At 72.9% G+C, this 18,462-nt stretch carries 15 protein-coding genes and 3 riboswitches; of the genes, 11 read left to right on the forward strand and 4 right to left on the reverse strand.

Annotated features, from left to right (window positions below; genetic code table 11):
* Positions 1-32: 32 nt before the first annotated feature.
* The 8 genes from NR111_RS16895 (at position 33) to NR111_RS16930 (ending at position 7,937) form a co-directional block, all read left to right on the forward strand.
* Positions 33-1,073: an ABC transporter substrate-binding protein gene (locus NR111_RS16895; RefSeq protein ID WP_206473602.1), complete on the forward strand. Its 1,041-nt coding sequence runs from the start codon at positions 33-35 to the stop codon at positions 1,071-1,073.
* Between the two features lie 4 nt (positions 1,074-1,077).
* Positions 1,078-2,163 carry an iron ABC transporter permease gene (locus NR111_RS16900; RefSeq protein ID WP_206473601.1) on the forward strand — a complete coding sequence of 362 codons (1,086 nt, stop codon included), beginning with the start codon at positions 1,078-1,080 and terminating at the stop codon, positions 2,161-2,163.
* The gene (locus NR111_RS16905) at positions 2,160-2,933 is read left to right on the forward strand and encodes an ABC transporter ATP-binding protein (RefSeq protein ID WP_206473600.1); all 774 of its coding nucleotides are present in this window, start codon (positions 2,160-2,162) and stop codon (positions 2,931-2,933) included. Before NR111_RS16900 ends, NR111_RS16905 begins: the two co-directional genes overlap by 4 nt.
* Positions 2,911-4,041 (forward strand): cobalamin biosynthesis protein, encoded by a 1,131-nt coding sequence (locus NR111_RS16910; protein ID WP_206473598.1) that lies wholly within the window; start codon positions 2,911-2,913, stop codon positions 4,039-4,041. Before NR111_RS16905 ends, NR111_RS16910 begins: the two co-directional genes overlap by 23 nt.
* A riboswitch (cobalamin riboswitch) is annotated at positions 4,011-4,153 on the forward strand. It overlaps the preceding gene by 31 nt.
* 120 nt (positions 4,154-4,273) lie before the next feature.
* Positions 4,274-5,272 carry an ABC transporter substrate-binding protein gene (locus NR111_RS16915; RefSeq protein ID WP_206473596.1) on the forward strand — a complete coding sequence of 333 codons (999 nt, stop codon included), beginning with the start codon at positions 4,274-4,276 and terminating at the stop codon, positions 5,270-5,272.
* A gap of 1 nt (position 5,273) precedes the next feature.
* Positions 5,274-6,407 (forward strand): FecCD family ABC transporter permease, encoded by a 1,134-nt coding sequence (locus tag NR111_RS16920; RefSeq protein WP_374210750.1) that lies wholly within the window; start codon positions 5,274-5,276, stop codon positions 6,405-6,407.
* Positions 6,404-7,186: an ABC transporter ATP-binding protein gene (locus NR111_RS16925; protein ID WP_256821481.1), complete on the forward strand. Its 783-nt coding sequence runs from the start codon at positions 6,404-6,406 to the stop codon at positions 7,184-7,186. Before NR111_RS16920 ends, NR111_RS16925 begins: the two co-directional genes overlap by 4 nt.
* Positions 7,179-7,937: a (2Fe-2S)-binding protein gene (locus NR111_RS16930; RefSeq protein ID WP_206473592.1), complete on the forward strand. Its 759-nt coding sequence runs from the start codon at positions 7,179-7,181 to the stop codon at positions 7,935-7,937. Before NR111_RS16925 ends, NR111_RS16930 begins: the two co-directional genes overlap by 8 nt.
* A gap of 54 nt (positions 7,938-7,991) precedes the next feature.
* Here the strand turns inward: NR111_RS16930 and cobA are convergent, their stop codons facing one another.
* From cobA to NR111_RS16950, 4 genes are all read right to left on the reverse strand, one after another.
* Positions 7,992-8,828: a uroporphyrinogen-III C-methyltransferase gene (gene cobA, locus NR111_RS16935; RefSeq protein WP_241261238.1), complete on the reverse strand. Its 837-nt coding sequence runs from the start codon at positions 8,826-8,828 to the stop codon at positions 7,992-7,994.
* Positions 8,825-9,613 (reverse strand): precorrin-6A synthase (deacetylating), encoded by a 789-nt coding sequence (gene cobF, locus NR111_RS16940; protein WP_256821482.1) that lies wholly within the window; start codon positions 9,611-9,613, stop codon positions 8,825-8,827. The genes cobA and cobF overlap by 4 nt, the downstream gene beginning before the upstream one ends.
* A complete protein-coding gene (cobN, locus tag NR111_RS16945) occupies positions 9,606-13,283 on the reverse strand; it encodes a cobaltochelatase subunit CobN (protein WP_256821489.1) in 3,678 nt (1,225 codons plus the stop codon). The genes cobF and cobN overlap by 8 nt, the downstream gene beginning before the upstream one ends.
* Positions 13,284-13,354: 71 nt before the next feature.
* A riboswitch (cobalamin riboswitch) is annotated at positions 13,355-13,549 on the reverse strand.
* A gap of 94 nt (positions 13,550-13,643) precedes the next feature.
* Positions 13,644-14,969: a M23 family metallopeptidase gene (locus tag NR111_RS16950; protein WP_256821483.1), complete on the reverse strand. Its 1,326-nt coding sequence runs from the start codon at positions 14,967-14,969 to the stop codon at positions 13,644-13,646.
* Positions 14,970-15,061: 92 nt separating this feature from the next.
* On the opposite strand from NR111_RS16950, the gene NR111_RS16955 reads away from it, so the two are divergent.
* The 3 genes from NR111_RS16955 (at position 15,062) to NR111_RS16965 (ending at position 18,378) form a co-directional block, all read left to right on the forward strand.
* Positions 15,062-15,955, forward strand: a complete 894-nt coding sequence (locus NR111_RS16955) for a nitrite reductase (RefSeq protein ID WP_256821484.1) — start codon at positions 15,062-15,064, stop codon at positions 15,953-15,955.
* A 20-nt stretch (positions 15,956-15,975) separates the two neighbouring features.
* Positions 15,976-16,050: riboswitch (cobalamin riboswitch) on the forward strand.
* Between the two features lie 73 nt (positions 16,051-16,123).
* Positions 16,124-16,789: a precorrin-8X methylmutase gene (locus tag NR111_RS16960; RefSeq protein WP_256821485.1), complete on the forward strand. Its 666-nt coding sequence runs from the start codon at positions 16,124-16,126 to the stop codon at positions 16,787-16,789.
* Positions 16,786-18,378, forward strand: a complete 1,593-nt coding sequence (locus tag NR111_RS16965; RefSeq protein ID WP_256821486.1) for a precorrin-2 C(20)-methyltransferase — start codon at positions 16,786-16,788, stop codon at positions 18,376-18,378. The genes NR111_RS16960 and NR111_RS16965 overlap by 4 nt, the downstream gene beginning before the upstream one ends.
* Positions 18,379-18,462 lie beyond the last annotated feature (84 nt).

An 18,462-nucleotide genomic window follows, 5' to 3' on the forward strand; every position in this document is an offset into this window, starting at 1 on the left:
GCGTTCCAGGCCCGCGACCTCGGAGCACACCCATGCGTTCTTCCACCCTGGTCGCCCTCGCCGGCGTCACCCTTCTCACCCTGACCTCCTGCACCGCCCACGACCCGGCTGCGATCGCCGGCCCGGGCACCGATCCGATCGAGAACTGCGGGGAGCAGGTCCAGCTCGACGCCCCGCCCGAACGGGTCGTCTCGCTCAACCAGGGCTCCACCGAGATCCTGTACGCCCTCGGCCTCGGCGACCGGATGGTCGGCACCGCCACCTGGACAGACCCGGTCCTGCCCGAGTTCGCCGAGGTGAACAGGTCGGTCCCCCGCCTGGCCGACAACGCGCCGTCGATGGAGGCCGTCCTCGACGTGGAACCGGACTTCGTCACCGCCTCCTTCGGCAGCACCCTCGGGGAGGGCGGGGTCGCCGCCCGCGAGCAGTTCCACGAACTCGGCGTGGGTACGTACCTCTCCCCCACCGACTGCGTGGGCAAGGTCGCCGACTCCGGGGACGGCGTCCGCGAGACCCCGCTCACCCCGGACCTGCTCTACCGCGAGATCACCGAGCTCGCCCGGATCTTCGACGTGGAGCAGGCCGGTGACGAGCTGGTGGCGGACCTCCAGCGCAGGCTCGATGAGGCCGCCGAGAGCGTCGATGCCCGCGGTGTCTCCGCGATGTACTGGTTCGCCAACTCCGAGTCCCCGTACCTGGCCGGCTGCTGCGGTGCCCCCGGCCTCATCTCGATCACCCTGGGCCTGGAGAACGCCTTCGACGACACCACCCAGGAGTGGCCGCAGATCAGCTGGGAGGTCGTGGCCGAGCGCGACCCGGACGTCATCGTCGTGGGCGACCTGACCCGCAAGAGCCAGACCGCCGAGACCGCGGAGGCCAAGATCGCCTACCTCGAGTCCAACCCCGTCACCCGGGAGATGGCGGCGGTCCGGGAGAAGCGGTTCATCGACATCACCGGCGCCGAGATGAACCCGTCGCTGCGCACGATCTACGGGGTGGAGACCGTCGCGGCGGGGCTCACCGAGCTGGGCCTCATCACGCCGGGGGCCGGCGCGCCGGACCCGGCCAACTGACCCGATGACCCTCGCACCCGAGAGGACCACCGCCCCGGTGGTCCCGGCGCCACCGCGCCGGCGGCCGGCTCTGCGGCGACCGTCCGCACTGGTCACCCTGTGGCTCGGTGGCCTGGGGCTGCTGGCGGTGTCGACGGCGCTCGTCATCACCATCGGCCCGTCCGGACTCACCGCCGCCGACGTTATCCAGTCCGCGCTGGCCCGACTCACGGGAGCCGACTCCGGGCTCACGCGGATCGAGGAGGGGATCATCTGGAACCTGCGGCTTCCGCGCACTCTCATGGCGGCCCTGGCCGGGGCGGGGCTCGCACTGTGCGGCGTCATCCTGCAGTCGCTGCTGCGCAACCCCCTGGCCGACCCGTACATCCTCGGCATCTCCTCGGGCGCATCCACCGGGGCGGTCCTCGTGGTGGTGCTCGGGGTCGGCGCGGGCGCGGTCGGGCTCACCACGGGGGCGTTCGTCGGGGCGCTCACCGCGTTCGGCTTCGTCCTGGTCCTGGCCTTCGCGTCCGGCGGGACGCCCGACCGGGTGGTGCTGGCGGGGGTCGCGGCGACCCAGCTGTTCTCCGCGGTGACCTCGTTCGTCGTCTACATCGCCGCCGACGCCGAGCAGACCCGCGGCGTGCTGTTCTGGCTGCTCGGCTCGCTGGCCTCCGTCCGCTGGTCGGACGTGGCGGTGTGCGGCGTCGTGGTCCTGCTCGGGCTGGTGGCGTGCCTGCTGCACACCTCCAGCCTCGACGCGTTCACCTTCGGCCAGGACGCCGCGGCCGCCCTCGGCGTCAACGTGGCCCGCACCCGGCTGGTGCTCATGGTGGTGACGGCGCTCGTCACGGCCGTCATCGTGAGCACCTGCGGGGCGATCGGCTTCGTGGGTCTGGTGCTGCCACACGCCGCGCGAGCCCTGGTCGGCGGCCGGCACCGGGTCCTCGTCCCGACGGCGGCGCTGATGGGCGCCGTGTTCGTCGTGTGGATCGACGCGGTCTCCCGCACCGTGATCGCGCCCCAGGAGTTGCCGATCGGGGTGGCCACCGCACTCATCGGCGTCCCGGCCTTCGTCGGGCTCCTCCTCCGCCGGGGACACGGCCGATGACCGCCGCCCCGTCGACCCTCGAGGCTCGAGGCGTCTCGTGGTCCGTGCGCGGCCGGACCATCCTCGACGACGTCACCGTAGCTCCCGCCCCCGGCACAATGGTCGGGGTGCTGGGGCCGAACGGATCCGGCAAGTCGACGCTCCTGCGCATCCTGACGGGCGTGCTCCGGCCCGACACCGGATCGGTGCACCTCGACGGCACGGACATCCGATCACTCCCCCGCAAACGCCTGTCCCGGCGCCTGGCACTGGTGGCGCAGGAGGCGACCACCGACCAGAACCCCACGGTCCGGGAGGTCATCGAACTCGGCCGCATCCCCCATCGCGCGGCCTGGTCGGGTCCAGGTCCCGGGGACGACGGGGTGGTGCGGCGCGCGGCGGCCACGACCGGCCTCGGCGACCGCCTGGACCAGCGGTACGCGACCCTGTCCGGCGGCGAGCGGCAGCGGGTGCAGATCGCGCGGGCCCTGGCCCAGGAACCCGGTGTGCTGGTCCTCGACGAACCGACCAACCACCTCGACATCCGCCACCAACTCGACCTGCTGGCCCTGGTCCGCGCCACCGACACCACGGTGATCGCGGCCCTACACGATCTCACCCTGGCGGCCACGTTCTGCGACCATCTGATCGTATTGTCCGGTGGGCGACTCGTGACCGGCGGCGCGCCCCACGAGGTGCTCACCGCCGACCTGATCCGGGAGGTGTACGGAGTGGAGGCCGAGGTGACCCACGACGGGCGGGGGGCGCATGTCCGCTATCTCGCGCGCTGACCCCCACCCGCACCGCGCGTCGTGCACGCGCCGCCGCGGTGACGGGTACGCGCTTGCCGCCCGCGCGGCGGGCATCGCGGCCGGGTTCGCCCTCGATCGCCTCGTCGGCGACCCGCGACGGTTCCACCCCGTCGCGGGCTTCGGCCGGGTCGCGCTCGCCGTGGAGTCGCGGCTCCTCCGGCCCGGCCGGACGCCCAACGCGCAGCGGGCGGCGGGCCTGCTGTTCACCGGCGTCCTCGTGGGGGGCACCGCCGCTGCAGTGACGGGCGTCGGACGTCTCGCCGGACGGAACCGCGTCGCGGCAGTGGCGTGGGACGCGGCCGTGGTGTGGTCGTGCCTGGGCGGGTCCTCGTTGCTCGCGGTCGCGGGGCGGCAGGGTGACCTGCTCGCCCGGGGCGATCACGCGGGTTCCCGGGACCTGTTGCCGTGGTTGTGCGGACGGGATCCGGCCGCGCTCGGCCCGGAGGATCTCGCGCGGGCTGTCGTCGAATCCGTCGCGGAGAACACCTCCGATGCGGCGGTGGCGACGCTGTTCTGGGCCGCGGTGGCGGGTTCGCCCGGCGCCGCCGTCCACCGCGCGGCCAACACGCTCGACGCGATGGTGGGTCACCGTTCGGAGCGGTACCGCCACTTCGGCACCGCCGCGGCGCGGTTCGACGACGTGCTGGGGTTCCTGCCGGCCCGGGTGGCCGGCGCGCTCGGGGTGGTCTGCGCCCCGACCGTGGGCGGGAGTCCCGCCGGGGCCCTGCGGGCGTGGCTCCGTGACGCACCGGCGCACCCGAGCCCGAACGCCGGGGTCGTCGAAGCCGTGTGCGCGGGCGCCCTGGGGGTCCGGCTTGGCGGGCCCACGCCGTACCCGTACGGCGTGGAGGACCGGGCGGTCCTCGGTGACGGCCGGTCGGTCCGGGACGACGACATCCGCCGCGCGATCCTCCTGCACGACCGCGTCCAGGTGGGCACCGTCGCGCTGGCCGTGCTGGGCGTGGTCGTGCGTCGCGCCGTCCTCGGGCGTAGCCGGGCCACGAAGCGCGGGTGGTCGGCTCCGCCGAGCCGGGGTACCTGCACCGCACGCGGACGCGGTGTGCCTATCCTGAGGGCGTACTGCTGACATCCGGAACGAGCAGGGGAAGACCGGTGGGAATCCGGCGCTGACCCGCAACGGTGTGTGGCCACTTTCGTGACCGCGAGCCCGATTACCTGCCCGGATGTTCGCGACTCCGAGTACATCGCCGAGGTCTGCGATCCGGGGTCCTGTCAGGTGACGTGGTGTCGTCGTCGACTCCTACCCTCCTGCGGGTCTCACGTGTCGTCGACCGCACGACACGATCCGAGGACTGATCATGTTCCGTCGCCACCCCAGAATCACGCTCGCCACCCTCCTCGTCGCGGGGGTCGCCCTCACCGGCTGCTCCCGCGGCGAGGCGCTCGCGGAAGGCGGCCCGGTCGAGTCGTTCGCCGACCCTGTGACCGTCACCAACTGTGAGCGCGAGACCACCTACACCGCTGCGCCCCGGCGCATCATCTCGATGAATGACCACGTCACCGAGACCCTCATCCAGATGGGGGCCGGCGACCGGATCGTCGGCATGGGCTACGGCGAGCAGGACGATGTCCTGCCGGAGGTCGCCGAGCAGTTCGAGGCCATTCCGTCCCTCTCGGAGGAGTACCCCACCTGGGAGCAGATCGTGGACCTCGAGCCGGACCTCGTGGTGGCCGGGATGCGCAGCGCCTTCGACGACAAGGAAGGCCGCAGCCGCGACGCCCTCGAGACCGCGGGGATCCACACCTTCCTGTTCTCCGAGTACTGCGGAGAAGGCTTCGGCGACCTGTCGATGCTCGAGACCGACTTCTCCCAGCTCGGCCGGATCCTCGACGTCGAGCCGGGGGCACGGGACCTGACCGACCGGATCACCGGCGAGATGAGGGAGATCCGAGAGACGCTCGATGCGTCGGGTGTCACCGGCACCCCCACGTTCTTCTACGACGGCGGCGAATCAGAACCGACGACGATCGGCGGCGTGGGCATCGGACAACTGATCGGCGAGTACGCGGGCGCGGACAACATCTTCTCCGAGGGCGACCGCCCCTATCTCACGTCCACATGGGAGATCCTGGGCGAGCGTCAGCCCGAGGCGATCGTGGTACTCGACTACGGCGCCACCAGCGCGGAGGACAAGATCGCCTACCTGCGCGCGCAGCCCATCATGTCCACGACGCCGGCGATCCGTGAGAACCGCATCGTGGTGGTCCCGCTGTCCGACTTCTTCGAGAGCTCGCGGATGACGACCTCCACCGAGACCATCGCCCGTGAGCTGCACCCGCACGCGTTCGGGCAGTGACATGACGACCGTCGCCGAGAACACCGGCGGGCGCGTTGACCGCGCCGGCACGGGCATCGATCCCCGCCCCGGCTCCGGGCGCATCGCCGATGCCCCGCCCACCGGGCGGCGGTCGCTGTGGCTCATCTGTCTCCCGCTCGTGGCGGTGCTCGCGATGACGATCGCGGCCGGGGTCTCCCTGGGCTCGGTGTCCATCCCGATCGGGGACGTGTGGGCGATCGTCGCGCACCGCCTGGCGCCGGGGGTCTTCGACCCGTGGTGGACCGACGCCCGCGAGGCGATCGTCCTCGAGTCGCGACTGCCCCGGGCGCTCATGGCGGCGGCCGTGGGCGCGTCGCTGGCCGTGGCGGGTGGCGTCGCCCAGGCGGTCACCCGAAATCCTCTCGCCGACCCGTATCTGCTCGGCGTCTCCTCGGGCGCGGGCTTCGGCGTCGTGGTGCTCACGGTCCTCGGCGTGGGCGCCGGGATGTGGGGCGTGTTCACCCTGCCGATCGCGGCGTTCCTCGGCGCGCTGCTCCCGCTGGCGGGCGTCGTCCTGGTGGCCCGCCGCGCCCATGACACGACCGCCATCGTGCTGGTCGGGGCGGCCATGACGATGGTGTTCGGTGCGCTCAACACGTTCACGTTGCTGGTCCTCGGCGACGACCATCAACTCGGTACCGTCATGCGTTGGCTCGCGGGCGGGTTCGGTGACGCCGGGTGGACCATGCTGTGGGCGCCCGTTGCTATCCTCGCCGTCGCCGGCACGGTGGTGATCCTGTGCAGCCGCCACCTCGACCTGCTTCTCACCGGTGACGACGGCGCCACCGCGATGGGCGTGAACGTGCCCCGGTTCCGGGTGCTCATGCTGCTGCTCGTCTCCCTGCTCACCGCGGGCGCGGTGGCGGTCTCCGGGACGATCGGCTTCATCGGCCTGCTCATCCCCCACCTCGCGGGGTTCTTCACGGGCCGCACCGCGGCGCGCCTGCTTCCCGCGGCGGCCCTGCTCGGCGCGGTCGCGTTGGTGCTGGCCGACCTCGCCGCCCGCGCGGTGAGCGAGGGCACCGAGCTGCCGGTGGGCGTGGTCACCGGCGTCGTGGGCGGCCCGGTGTTCCTGCTGATGTTGTGGCACCGCTACGGGAAGGCGTCGCGATGAGCACCCTCTCCGCGCACGGCGTCTCCGCCCGGCTCGGCGGTCGGCGGATCCTCCACGGTGTCGACCTCACGGTCGCGCCCGGGCGGGTCACCGCACTCGTCGGCCCGAACGGCAGCGGCAAGACCACGCTGCTGCGCACCTGCTATCGCGCGCTGCCGTCCGCCGCGGGGATGGTGACGCTCGACGACGCCGACATCGCCTCGCTGCGTCGCCGCACGCTGGCCCGCGCGGTGGGGGCCAGTACGCAGGAACCGGTCTCGTTGGGCGGCATCACGGTCCGCGAGTCGGTGCGCCTGGGCCGGACGGTCACACGGGGACTTCTCGAGCCCTTCGGCGCCGACGACGCGGCGGTCGTGGAGGATGTCCTCGCCCGGGTCGGGTTGACCGAGCTGGCCGAGCGAGACGTGGTGGCACTGTCGGGCGGCGAGAAGCAACGCGTGTCGATCGCGCGCACCCTCGCCCAGCGGCCCGAGGTGCTCCTGCTGGACGAGCCGACCAATCACCTCGACCTGCACCAGCAATTGTCGGTTCTACGCCTGCTCCGCGAGTTGGCGGCCGACGGGCTGGCGGTGCTGCTCACGATCCACGATCTGCGGATGGCCACCGAGTACTGCGACGTCATCGCGGTCCTGCACCGCGGTCACCTCGTCGCGACCGGTGCGCCGGAGCAGGTCCTGGACGCCGCGGTGCTGCGGGAGGTGTTCGGGGTGCGTGGCGAGGTGCGGGCGGGGCCGGACGGCCGCCGCACGCTCGACGTGGCGGGGCTCGCCGATGCGTGACGGGACCGTGGGTGACGACGGCGACGACGACGAGCTCCGCGCCCCCGAGACCGTGACAGCCGCGTACTCGGGCGTCTCGGACCTCCTCGGCGACTTCGTCCGCACCATCGAACACGGCCCGGAGGTCCTGCCCGGATCGGTGCTGACGGACCCGCGGTGGCTGGCCCGGCGGGTGGAGGACACCGGCCGGCGCTGGAACCATGGCGATCCGCGGGTGAATGGCACGCTGTGGTGGTACTCGGCCAGTTCGACGCTGGTGGCCGCGCCGCTGGTCATGCTGCTCGCGATCGGCCGCGCGCCCGATCCCCGACCGCAGCGGCTCTCCGTCTCGCTGCAGCCGAACGGCTATCTCCACTCGGCGCTGTCGGAACACCTCCTGCCGTCGACCGCGGCCTACGCCGACGCGCTGCTGGAGGCCCACGGCGAGGTGATCGCCGCCCTCGCGGAGGTCTCGGGCGCAGCACCGCGGGCGCTGTGGGCGATCGCGACCGACTCCATCGCGAACCGCGCGCTCGAGGCGGGTCGCGCGGCGGGCGACCCGAATCGCGGCTCCGAGCTCGCACACGCCGTGTGCCGCCCGCCGCTGCTACCGGCTCGGTACATCGATGTGGAGGGCCCCGAGCGGACCCGCCGGTTCGTCCGCCGCAGCTCCTGCTGCCTCATCTATCTGGCCACCGACGGCGGCACGTGCGCGAGCTGCCCGCGCCGTGCCCCGGAGGACCGCCGAGCCGAGCTCGTCCGTCGGACGTAGTTTCGCGATCCGCGCATCCGCGACCACTCGTCGAGGGCGGACCCGGCCGGCCGACTACCCACAGCTCGCTCCGGCGGACAGCTGCCCTGCCAGCCCGGCGACCGCCCCGATCACGGTGATCGCGGGCGGCGCGACCTGAGCCTCGGCCGCCTGCCGCGCGATCGTCGCCAGCGTCCCGTGCAGGACGCGCTCCGCCGGGGTGGAGCCGTTCTCGACCAGCACAGCCGGGGTGTCCCCGGGCATCCCCTCGGCCAGGAGTTCCGCGGTGATGGCGGGCAGGGTCGTGACCGCCATGAGCAACACCAGCGTGGTCCCGGACCTGGCGAGCGCGCCGTAGTCGAGGGTCGAGTGCGGGCTGTCGGGCGGGACGTGCCCGGAGATCACCGACACGCCCTGCGAGAGTCCGCGGTGGGTGGCCGGGACGCCGGCGAGGGCCGGAACCGACAGGGCCGAGGTGACGCCCGGGATCACGGTGACGGGCACCCCGGCCGCGGTGCACGCGAGGTGCTCCTCGGCGCCGCGGCCGAACAGGAAGCTGTCGCCGCCCTTGAGTCGGACGACGGTGCGCCCGCGCCGCGCGTGCTCGACGAGGATCCGGTTGATCTCCTCCTGCGGGGTCGCCGGACCGAAGGGCACCTTGCCCACGTCGATCACCTCGATGCCGGGGTCGAGCTCGTCGAGGATCGACACCGGTCCCAGGCGGTCGGTCACCACCACGTCGGCGGTGCGGACTGCGTCGAGGCCGGCCACGGTCATCAGCCCCGGGTCCCCCGGCCCGCCGCCGACCAGCACGACCCGGCCCGCGCAGTCCCGCGCGACCGTGGCGCCGGCGCTGTCCTTCCCGCCGGTCGTCCCGGCCGTCGCCCCGGCGGTGTCCTTCTCAGCCGTCATCGGGCCGTCGTCCCTTCTCCGCGTCGCAGTAGATACACGTCCATCACCCAGCCGTGCTCGTCGCGCAGCCGCTCGCGGTGCGCGCGCAGGTCCGGCAGGACGTCGCCCACGCGGCCCGCGACGAGCGTCTCGCCGGCGTCGCCGAGGTTCCCGCCCCACCAGATGTGCCAGTCGGCCAGGTCATCGAGCGGCAGATCGCCGTTGAGCATCACCACCACGTTGTCGGCGCCGGCGGCCACGACCTCGCGCAGCCGGCGGCCGGTGGTCACGGTGACCGTGCCGCCGATCTCGTGCAGGACCAGACGGTGGCGCGCGGCCAGAACCTGGAGCGCGGAGATCCCGGGCACGACCTCCACCTCCAGGTCCAGCGCACCGCGCTCGGCGATCCGGTCGAGGATCCTCAGCGTGGAGTCGTAGAACGCCGGGTCGCCCCACACGGGGATCGCCACATCGCCGGGCCGGGAGGCCACGACGCGTTCCCAGGCCAGGGAGCGGGCCTCGTGCCAGTCCGTCACCACCCCGCGATACCCGGCGTCGGAGGAGGTCGACGACGACGAGCGGTCCCTCTCCGGATCGGGCACACCCACCAACTCGACGCCCGGCGCGTGGCGGGCGAGCAGCTGCGCGCGGAGATCGACCAACGGGTCGGCCGGGCCTTTGACGGCCGCGAGGGCGTAGTCGCTGGCGCGCAGGGCCCGGGCGGCCTCGACCGTGATCTGGTCGAGCCCGCCCGAGCCGATGCCCACGACCCGCACCCGCCTGCGGCCGGTGGGGAACTCAGTCACCGTGGGACTCCTCGAGATCGCCCTCCACATCGAGGTAGACCTGCCGCATCCGGTCCATGATGCCCGCATCGGGCTCGGCCCACATCCCGCGGTCGGCGGCCTCGGAGAGCCGCTCGATCATCCCGCGCAGCGCCCACGGGTTGGACCGGCGCAGGAACTCCTGGTTGGTCTCGTCCAGGACGTACTCGCGGGCGAGCGAGTCGTACATCCAGTCGTGGACCACGCCGGCGGTCGCATCGAACCCGAAGAGGTAGTCCACCGTGGCCGCCAGCTCGAACGCCCCCTTGTAGCCGTGCCGCTGCATGGCCGCGATCCACCGCGGGTTCACCACTCGCGCGCGGAACACCCGCGTGGTCTCCTCCGCCAGCGACCGGGTGCGGACGGCGTCGGGCGTGGTCGAGTCGCCCACATAGGCGCGCGGCTCGGCGCCGGTGAGGGCGCGGACGGTGGCGATCATCCCGCCGTGGTACTGGAAGTAGTCGTCCGAGTCGGCGATGTCGTGCTCGCGGGTGTCGATGTTCTTGGCCGCCACCGCAATGCGCCGGTAGTTGGTGCGCATGTCGTCGGCCGCGGGGACTCCGTCGAGGTCGCGGCCGTAGGCGTACCCGCCCCAGCGGGTGTAGACCTCGGCCAGGTCTCGGTCGTCGCGCCAGTTGCCCGCCTCGATGGTCTGCAGGATTCCCGCCCCGTACGAGCCGGGCGCGGAGCCGAAGATCCGGGTGGTGGCGCGGCGTTGATCCGAGTGCTCGGCGAGGTCGGCCCGCGTGTGGGCGGCGACGAAGTTGTGTTCGTCGGGCTCGTCCAGCTCGGCGACCATCCGCACGGCGTCGTCGAGCATCCCGATGACGTGCGGGAACGCATCGCGGAAGAAGCCGGAGATGCGCACGGTCACGTCGACGCGCGGGCGGCCCAGTTCCTCGGACGGGACCACCTCCAGGCCCGTGACCCGGCGGGAGGCCTCGTCCCACTCGGGGCGGACGCCCAGCAGGGCCAGGACCTCGGCGATGTCGTCCCCGGAGGTGCGCATGGCCGAGGTGCCCCAGATCGACAGCCCCACCGAGCTCGGGTACTCACCGGTCTCGGCGACGTGCCGGTCCAGCAGCGAGTCCGCCATGGCCTGACCGGTCTCCCACGCCAGCCGCGACGGGACGGCGCGCGGGTCCACCGTGTAGAAATTCCGGCCCGTGGGCAGCACGTTGACCAGACCCCGCAGCGGGGATCCCGAGGGCCCGGCCGGGATGAACCCGCCGTCCAGGGCGTGCATGACGGCGTCCAGCTCATCGACAGTGGCGGCCAGTCGCGGCACCACCTCGCGGGCGGCGAACTCGAGCACCTGCGCGACCTCGTCGTCGTCGCCCTCCGGCGCGCCGTCACCCGCGCCGCCGTCACCCGCCCCACCCGCGGTGAGGCCCGCGGCGGCGAGAACGTCGGGCACCGCGGCGACGTCCCACTCCCGCGCGTCCATGCCCTCGACCAGCGCCTTGGCCAGCGCCTCGACGCGGTCGACCTCCTCGGTCGGCGCGCCCTCGGCCAGCCCGAGTGCGCGGCGCAGGCCCGGAACCGCCCCGGACTCGCCGCCCCACACCTGCGAGGCCCGCAGGATCGCCAGCACCAGGTTGACGCGCGCCTCGCCCGCGGGCGCCTGGCCCAGGACGTGCAGGCCGTCGCGGATCTGGACGTCCTTGATCTCGCAGAGCCAGCCGTCGACGTGGAGCAGGAAGTCGTCGAACTCCTCGTCCCCGGGCCGTTGCTCGAGGCCCAGGTCCTCGTGCATGTGCGCGGACTGCATGAGCGTCCAGATCTGCGCGCGGATGGCCGGGAGCTTGGCCGGGTCCATCGACGCGATGTTCCCGTACTCGTCGAGCAGCTGCTCCAGGCGGGCGATGTCCCCGTACGACTCCGCGCGGGCCATCGGCGGGACCAGGTGGTCGACGATCGTCGCGTGCGCACGGCGCTTGGCCTGCGCGCCCTCGCCGGGGTCGTTGACGAGGAAGGGGTAGATCAGCGGCAGGTCGGCGATCGCCGCGTCGGTGGCACAGTCCGCCGAGAGCGCGGCGTTCTTGCCCGGCAGCCATTCGAGCGAGCCGTGTTTGCCGATGTGCACCAGCGCGTGGGCGCCGAAGCCGCGGGCGAGCCAGCGGTAGGCGGCCAGGTAGTGGTGGGACGGCGCGAGCTCCGGGTCGTGATAGATGGCGACCGGGTTCTCGCCGAACCCGCGCGGCGGCTGGATCAGCAGCACCACGTTGCCGGCCTGGATGGTGGCCAGGACGATCTCTCCGGCGTCGTTGACGAACAGCTCGCCCGGCGCGGGCCCCCACGCCTCGACCATCTCCGCGCGCAGCGCCTCGGGCAGGTCCGCGGTCCAGCGCAGATAGTCGTCGGTGGAGATCCGCACGTGGCTGTCGGTGAGCTGGGCGCTGGTGAGCCACTCCTCGTCCTGCCCGCCCGCGGCGATGAGCGCGTGGATCAGGGCGTCGCCGGCGGCGGTGTCGTCGGCGTAGTCCCCGGCTGTGTCCAGGAACCGGGCGATGGGGCCGTCGTCCGGGCCCAGGTCGTAACCCTCGTCGCGCATCCGGCGCAGCAGGCGGATGGTCGAGACCGGGGTGTCCAGACCGACGGCGTTGCCGATGCGGGAGTGCTTGGTCGGATAGGCCGACAGGACCAGCGCGACCTTGCGGTCGGCGGGCGCCACATGGCGCAGCCGCGCGTGGGCCACGGCGATCCCGGCGACACGCGCGCACCGCTCGGGATCGGCCACGTAGCGGGGCAGTCCGTCGGCGTCGATCTCCTTGAACGAGAACGGCGCAGTGATGATCCGGCCGTCGAACTCGGGGATCGCGATCTGGTTGGCGGAGTCCAGCGGGTTGACGCCGTCGTCGGAGGCCGCCCAGTCCTCGCGGCTCCACGTCAGGCACAGGCCCTGCAATACGGGAATGTCGAGCGCGGCGATGCGCTCGACGTCCCACGTCTCGTCCTCGCCGCCCGCGCTCACCGTGCCGGGAGTGGTGCCGCCGGCGGCGAGAACCGTCACGACCAGCGCATCGAGAGTGCCAAGGGCGTCGAACAACTCGTCGGGGGCCGAGCGCAGGGAGCCGGCGAAGACCGGCACTCCCACCGCGCCAGCGGCGTCGATCGCGTCGGCCAGCGCGTGGGCGAACCCGGAGTTCCCGCTCACCTCGTGGGCGCGGTAGTAGAGCACGCCCACGCGGGGCAGGCCGGGGGCTTCCGTCGTGTCCGGCCGCGGCGGCATACCCCACACCGGCACGTTCTCCGGCGGCTCGAACCCGGCGCCGGTGAGCAGCACGGTGTCGGCCAGGAACGCGTGCAGCTGCGCGAGGTTGCCCGGGCCGCCCTCGGCGAGATAGCGGTGCGCCTCGGCCGCGATGCCGATCGGGACCGTGGACAGCTCCATCAGGTCGGCGTCGGGGGTCTGCTCCCCACCCAGGACCACTACCGGGACGCCCGCGCCGAGCACGGCGGCGAACCCGGCCTCCCAGGATCGTCGGGAGCCGAGAATGCGGACCACCACCAGGTCGGCGCCGTCGAGCAGTGCGGGCAGATTCGCCTCGACGTCGAGTCGAGACGGGTTGCCGAGCGCCCATGCGGCGCCGGAGGCCCGGGCGCTGAGCAGGTCCGTGTCGGAGGTGGACAACAGGGTGATGCGGGGCACGTCTGAGCGTGCCGAGGCGTCGTCAGGGGACGCCGAACGCCGGTCGGGGCGCATGTTCTTCTCCAAACCCTCGTGGAACATGTCGCCGTGGCCGGTCTCCTGGCTTTCGCATCGACGCCGTGCGACCGACCTTCCCGGACCCGTGGATCCAGTGGTCTCCGACCCGTGAGGGACGGACGAGGGCCGCGTGACTCCGCGACTACAGTGGCGAGGGCCGCGCCGGCTTTTCCTCCGGCTTCCCGAACACCACGGCACCGGCGAGCCTATCCGGCGCACCTCGCCCGTGGCCGCCCGGCTGCCGCGCGAGGGTCAGGAGCGCCCCGACCGGCTGCCGCGCGTCAGCCGGGGCCACCGCCCCAATCAGGGGAAGTCCACCACCGCGAGGTTGAGCGGCAGCTCGTTCATCCGCGGTTCCGGCGAGAGGGTCGCCTCGTCCACGAAGACGCCGGACAGGTAGTCGTCGGCGTCGGCGATGCGCTGGGGCGGGACCTGACCCGCGTAGTCGAACCCCTTCAGCTCGTACGGCAGCGAGTCGGCCTCCAGCAGGCTCGGCCCGTCCATGAGCTGGAAGTGCAGGTGCGAGGCGTTGGCGTTGCCGGTGTTCCCGAGCTTGCCCAGCACCTGGCCCTCGGTCACCGTGTCGCCGGGTTTCACCGTGACCGAGCCGGAGATCATGTGTGCGTACATCGCGTACACGCCGTCACCGAGGTCGAGCACCACGTGGTTGCCGTCCACGTTCTCGACGGTGAGCTTGGAGGCCAGTTCCGGGTTGCTCGCGGGCAGGACCCCCGGCGCGTTGGCGTCCATCCCGTCGAGGACCGAGACGACGGTGGCGTCGGCGACGGCGAGGATCTCGGCGCCGTAGTCCACGTAGCTCTCGTTGTGGTTTCTGTCGCCGGTATAGAACTCGCCCTGGTCGTTGGTGCGCTTCCAGTCGATCGCGAAGCGCTGGCTGTTGTTGAGCTTGCCGTTGACCGACATCACCGAGCTGCGGTGCGGGAACCCCGGTTCGCAACACCCGTTGAGGGCCACCCAGTTCTCGCCCCGCACGGGCGGAGCGATGATCGGCACGGTGCGGGTGGAGAAGACGACCGGTGTCGTGAGGTAGTCGATGGGCCCGGGTTCGCCGAACGCCGGCGAGGCGGCACCGGTCCCGTAGAGGTGGTGCAGCACCGCGTCCGGGGCCTGGTCGAGCGAGTCGAGGGTGAAGTCGATGAACACGACCCGGCTCTCCTGCGGCGGGATCTGCGCGGTGTCGACGTACCCGGCGGGCAGGTCGCGCAGCCGGTTGCAGTCACCGAAGACGCAGTCCGGATCCACGAGAGCGGCGGCGGAGAAGCTGGCGATGACCTTGGTGGGGTCGGTGCCGTCCACCACGTCGATCTTGTCCACGCTCGCCGGCACCCTGGTGGCGTTGGTGAGCTGCAGGTCGTAGGCCACGTGGTACTTGCCGTCGGTGCCCTTGAACGGCAGCGGCGGGTTGCCGATGGGAATAATCGTCAGCGCGGTGAACGCGTCCGGGACGGTCACCCCGGCGACGGACCCGGCGGCCGGTGATGCCGTGGTAGTGGCGGCCGCTTCGGCGGCGGCGGGTTCGGTGGCGGCGTCCGACGAGCACCCGGCCGCGACCAGTGCGACTGCGGTGAGGGCGGAGGCGAGAAGGGTGGGTACGCGGCGAGGTATCACGGTGGAGCTCCGTTTCTTCAGTTGTGAAGAAAAAACTTACCATCTGCCGTCTGGGAAAAGTGCACCGGCGACGGGCTGCCACAATGGCCCCCGTGAGCATCAGCGAACCCACCCGCCGGACCCGTGGCGACCTGTGCCCGGGCGTCCTGCGGCCGTGGCCGGCTTCCGACGGCGCCCTGGTCCGTTTGCGCGTGCCGGGCGGCCGCGTGTCACCGGCGGCACTGGCCGGCCTGCACGGGGTCGCCGTGAGATATGGCGACGACGACAACGTGCACGTGACCACGCGCGCGAACCTGCAACTGCGGGCTCTGCCGATCGGTCCGGACGGGCAGCTGCCCGGCGAGGTGGTGGCGGCGATCGCGGAGACGGGCCTGCTCCCCGCGCCCGGGCACGAGCTGGTGCGCAACGTCCTCGTCTCGCCGCTGACGGGCCTGGGCGAGTCGTTCAGCGGGCAGGCCCGGGGCCGCGCGGACCTGCGGCCGGTGACCGAGGCGCTGGACGCCGGGCTGCTGGCCGATCCCGCGCTCGGCGGCTTGCCGGGCCGGTTCTTGTTCGTCCTGGACGACGGCCGCGGGGACCTGCTCGAGCGCTCCTGCGATCTGGGCCTGGTCGCCCTGGATGCCGACACCGCGCAGTTGCGGGTGGGTGACCGCTGGTCCGAGGTGGTGCCGCTGGCCGACGCCGCCGGCCGGCTGGTCGAGCTGGCCCGCGAGTTCGTCGACGCCCGCGGCACCGGGCCGGACGCCCCGTGGCACGTGCGGGAACTGCCAACCCCCCTCTTCGAGGCCCGCCCCGCGGACGGCCGACTGCCGAGCCCGGCCCCGGCGCTGCCGTACGGGCCGGTCGCGGGTTCGGCGGAGCCGATCGAGCACGTCGAGGCGCCGGACGGGATCCTCGACCGCGACCTCATCGCCCGGCTCACCGGCGGCGACGTCGCCGAGCTCATCGTGACCCCGTGGCGCGGGGTGCTGGCCGTCCGCGAGTAGGCTGCGGGCTGTCCCACGGCGAGGAACCCGGTGCAAGTCCGGGGCGGTTCCGCCACTGTGAGGCCCGTCGAGCCGATGGGCCCAGCCAGATACTCACCGGGGATCAGCGCGCTCCCACCGCGTCGCTGCGACTTCTCACACCGGGGCGAGAACCCCGAGGAGGACCCCATGAGTGCTGCCCTGAGGCCGCCGCGTCGCTACGACTACGTCGACGACGGGCCCGCCATCTACGTCGACTCCTTCGCGACCATCCGCCGCGAGACCGACCTGTCCCGCGTTCCGGCGGACGCCGAGCGACTCGCCGTGCGGATGGTCCACGGCACCGGCCAGACGGACCTCGTCGACGACTTGCAGGTGCATCCCGGCCTGGTCATCGCGGCGAGGTCGGCGCTCGACGCCGGCGCGCCGATCTTGTGCGACGCCCACATGGTCGCCTCGGGGATCACCCGGGCCCGGCTCCCCCGCGACAACGACGTGGTGTGCACCCTGTCCGATCCCGGCGTTCGCGACCTGGCCGCGCGAATGGGCACGACCCGATCCGCTGCGGCGCTGGCGTTGTGGGGCGACCGCCTCGACGGCGCGGTGGTGGCGATCGGCAATGCCCCCACCGCCCTGTTCCACCTGCTGGAAATGATCCTCGACGGTGCTCCCCGACCCGCCGCGATCGTCGGCTGTCCGGTCGGCTTCATCGGCGCCGCGGAGTCCAAGGCCGCGCTCGCCGTGTTCGCGGACGATCACGGCATCGACATCCCCTTCGTCACCGTCCACGGCCGGCGCGGCGGGTCCGCGATGACCGCCTCGGCCCTCAACGCCCTGGCCCAGGAGGCGGAGTGAGCAGCGGTCAGCCCGTCGCATCGCCGGTGTCCGGCTTCCAGCGCCCGGGCCGTCTCTACGGGGTCGGCGTGGGCCCCGGCGACCCGGAACTGCTCACCCTCAAGGCCGCCCGGTTGATCGGCGCCGCCGACGTGGTGGCCTTCCACGCCGGCCGCGGCAAGGAGTCCAACGCGCGCCGCATCGCCGCCGACCTCATCCCTTCCGGCGCGATCGAGGAGCGACTGGAGTACCCCGTGACCACGGGCGTCACCGACCACCCGGGCGGGTACGCGGGCGCGATCGCGGACTTCTACGAGCGCAGCGCGCAGCGGCTGGCCGAGCACCTGGCCGCCGGCCGGGACGTGGTTCTGCTCTCGGAGGGAGACCCGCTGTTCTACGGCTCCTTCATGTACATGCACGACCGACTCGCGCAGCACTTCGAGACGGAGATCGTGCCGGGCATCCCCGCCTTCGCCGCCGCGACGGCCACCGCCGCCACTCCCCTGGTCCGGCAGACCGACGTACTCACCGTCCTGCCGGGCACGCTGCCCGAGCCCGAGCTCGCGCGGCGCCTGGCGGGCACCGACGGCGCGATCATCATGAAGCTCGGACGGAACTTCCCGGCCGTCCGGCGCGCGCTCGAGGCCGCCGGGCGGCTGGACGGCGCGGTGTACGTGGAGCGGGCATCGATGACCACCGAGCAGTTCCACGCGGTGGGGGACGTCGACCCGGCGACCGTCCCGTACTTCTCACTCATCGTGGTCCCCGGCGACTCACGGCACAGCGATCCGACGGGGCGCCGGTCGGTGCCCCTGGTCAGCGCCGGGGCGCACGAAGTGTCGGCCGATCCGGCTCCCGTCATGGAGGCCCTGCCGGACGGCGTCCTGCACGTGGTCGGGCTCGGGCCCGGCCCGGACGGCTGGCTCACCCCGGAGGTCAGCCAGGTGCTGGCCGAGGTCGACCACGTGGTGGGCTACGCCCCCTACGTGAACCGGGTCCCCCAGCGGGCCGGCCTCACCCGGCACTCTTCGGGCAACACCGTGGAGGTGGACCGCGCCCGGTTCGCGCTGGACCTGGTGGTGGCCGGCGAGCGGGTGGCGGTGGTCTCCGGCGGCGACGCCGGCGTGTTCGGCATGGCCGCCGCCGTGTTCGAGGCCGCCGAGGACCCCGCGTTCGCAGGCATCGACGTCCGCGTGGCCCCCGGCGTCTCGGCCGTGCAGGCGGTGGCCGCGCGCGCCGGCGCTCCCATCGGCGCCGACTTCGCCGTGGTCAGCCTGTCCGACCGGCTCAAGCCGTGGGAGGTGGTCGAACGCCGGCTGGACGCGATCGCCGCCGCCGACCTGGTGTTGGCGGTCTACAACCCCGCCTCACGCTCACGCACCCACCAGGTCGCCGATGCCCGCGACGTCCTGCTGCGTCACCGCTGCCCGGAAACGCCCGTGGTGGTGGGCCGCGACGTGGGCCGCGCGGAGGAATCGCTCACGGTCACGACCCTCGGCGACCTGGACTGCGGCGCGGTGGACATGAAGTGCCTGCTCATCGTGGGCGCCTCCGGGACCCGGGTCACTGACTCGGGTCGCGTGTGGAGCCCGAGATTCGTGCGAGCGTGAACACCGACCCGGCTCCCGGCCCCGCCCCGGGTGAGGCCCGCGAGGAAGACGCCGCCGCCCTGTGGCGGGGCCTCGCCACCCGCC

Source organism: Dietzia sp. Die43, from assembly GCF_024519835.1.
Taxonomy (GTDB): domain Bacteria; phylum Actinomycetota; class Actinomycetes; order Mycobacteriales; family Mycobacteriaceae; genus Dietzia; species Dietzia kunjamensis.

Coding starts and splice junctions, on each gene's coding strand:
- NR111_RS16915 (WP_206473596.1), top strand. CDS start 4,274: ATGTTCCGTCGCCACCCCAGAATCACGCTCGCCACCCTCCTCGTCGCG.
- NR111_RS16895 (WP_206473602.1), top strand. CDS start 33: ATGCGTTCTTCCACCCTGGTCGCCCTCGCCGGCGTCACCCTTCTCACC.
- NR111_RS16920 (WP_374210750.1), top strand. CDS start 5,274: ATGACGACCGTCGCCGAGAACACCGGCGGGCGCGTTGACCGCGCCGGC.
- NR111_RS16910 (WP_206473598.1), top strand. CDS start 2,911: ATGTCCGCTATCTCGCGCGCTGACCCCCACCCGCACCGCGCGTCGTGC.
- NR111_RS16925 (WP_256821481.1), top strand. CDS start 6,404: ATGAGCACCCTCTCCGCGCACGGCGTCTCCGCCCGGCTCGGCGGTCGG.
- NR111_RS16900 (WP_206473601.1), top strand. CDS start 1,078: ATGACCCTCGCACCCGAGAGGACCACCGCCCCGGTGGTCCCGGCGCCA.
- NR111_RS16930 (WP_206473592.1), top strand. CDS start 7,179: ATGCGTGACGGGACCGTGGGTGACGACGGCGACGACGACGAGCTCCGC.
- NR111_RS16905 (WP_206473600.1), top strand. CDS start 2,160: ATGACCGCCGCCCCGTCGACCCTCGAGGCTCGAGGCGTCTCGTGGTCC.
- NR111_RS16960 (WP_256821485.1), top strand. CDS start 16,124: ATGAGTGCTGCCCTGAGGCCGCCGCGTCGCTACGACTACGTCGACGAC.
- cobA (WP_241261238.1), bottom strand. CDS start 8,828: ATGACGGCTGAGAAGGACACCGCCGGGGCGACGGCCGGGACGACCGGC.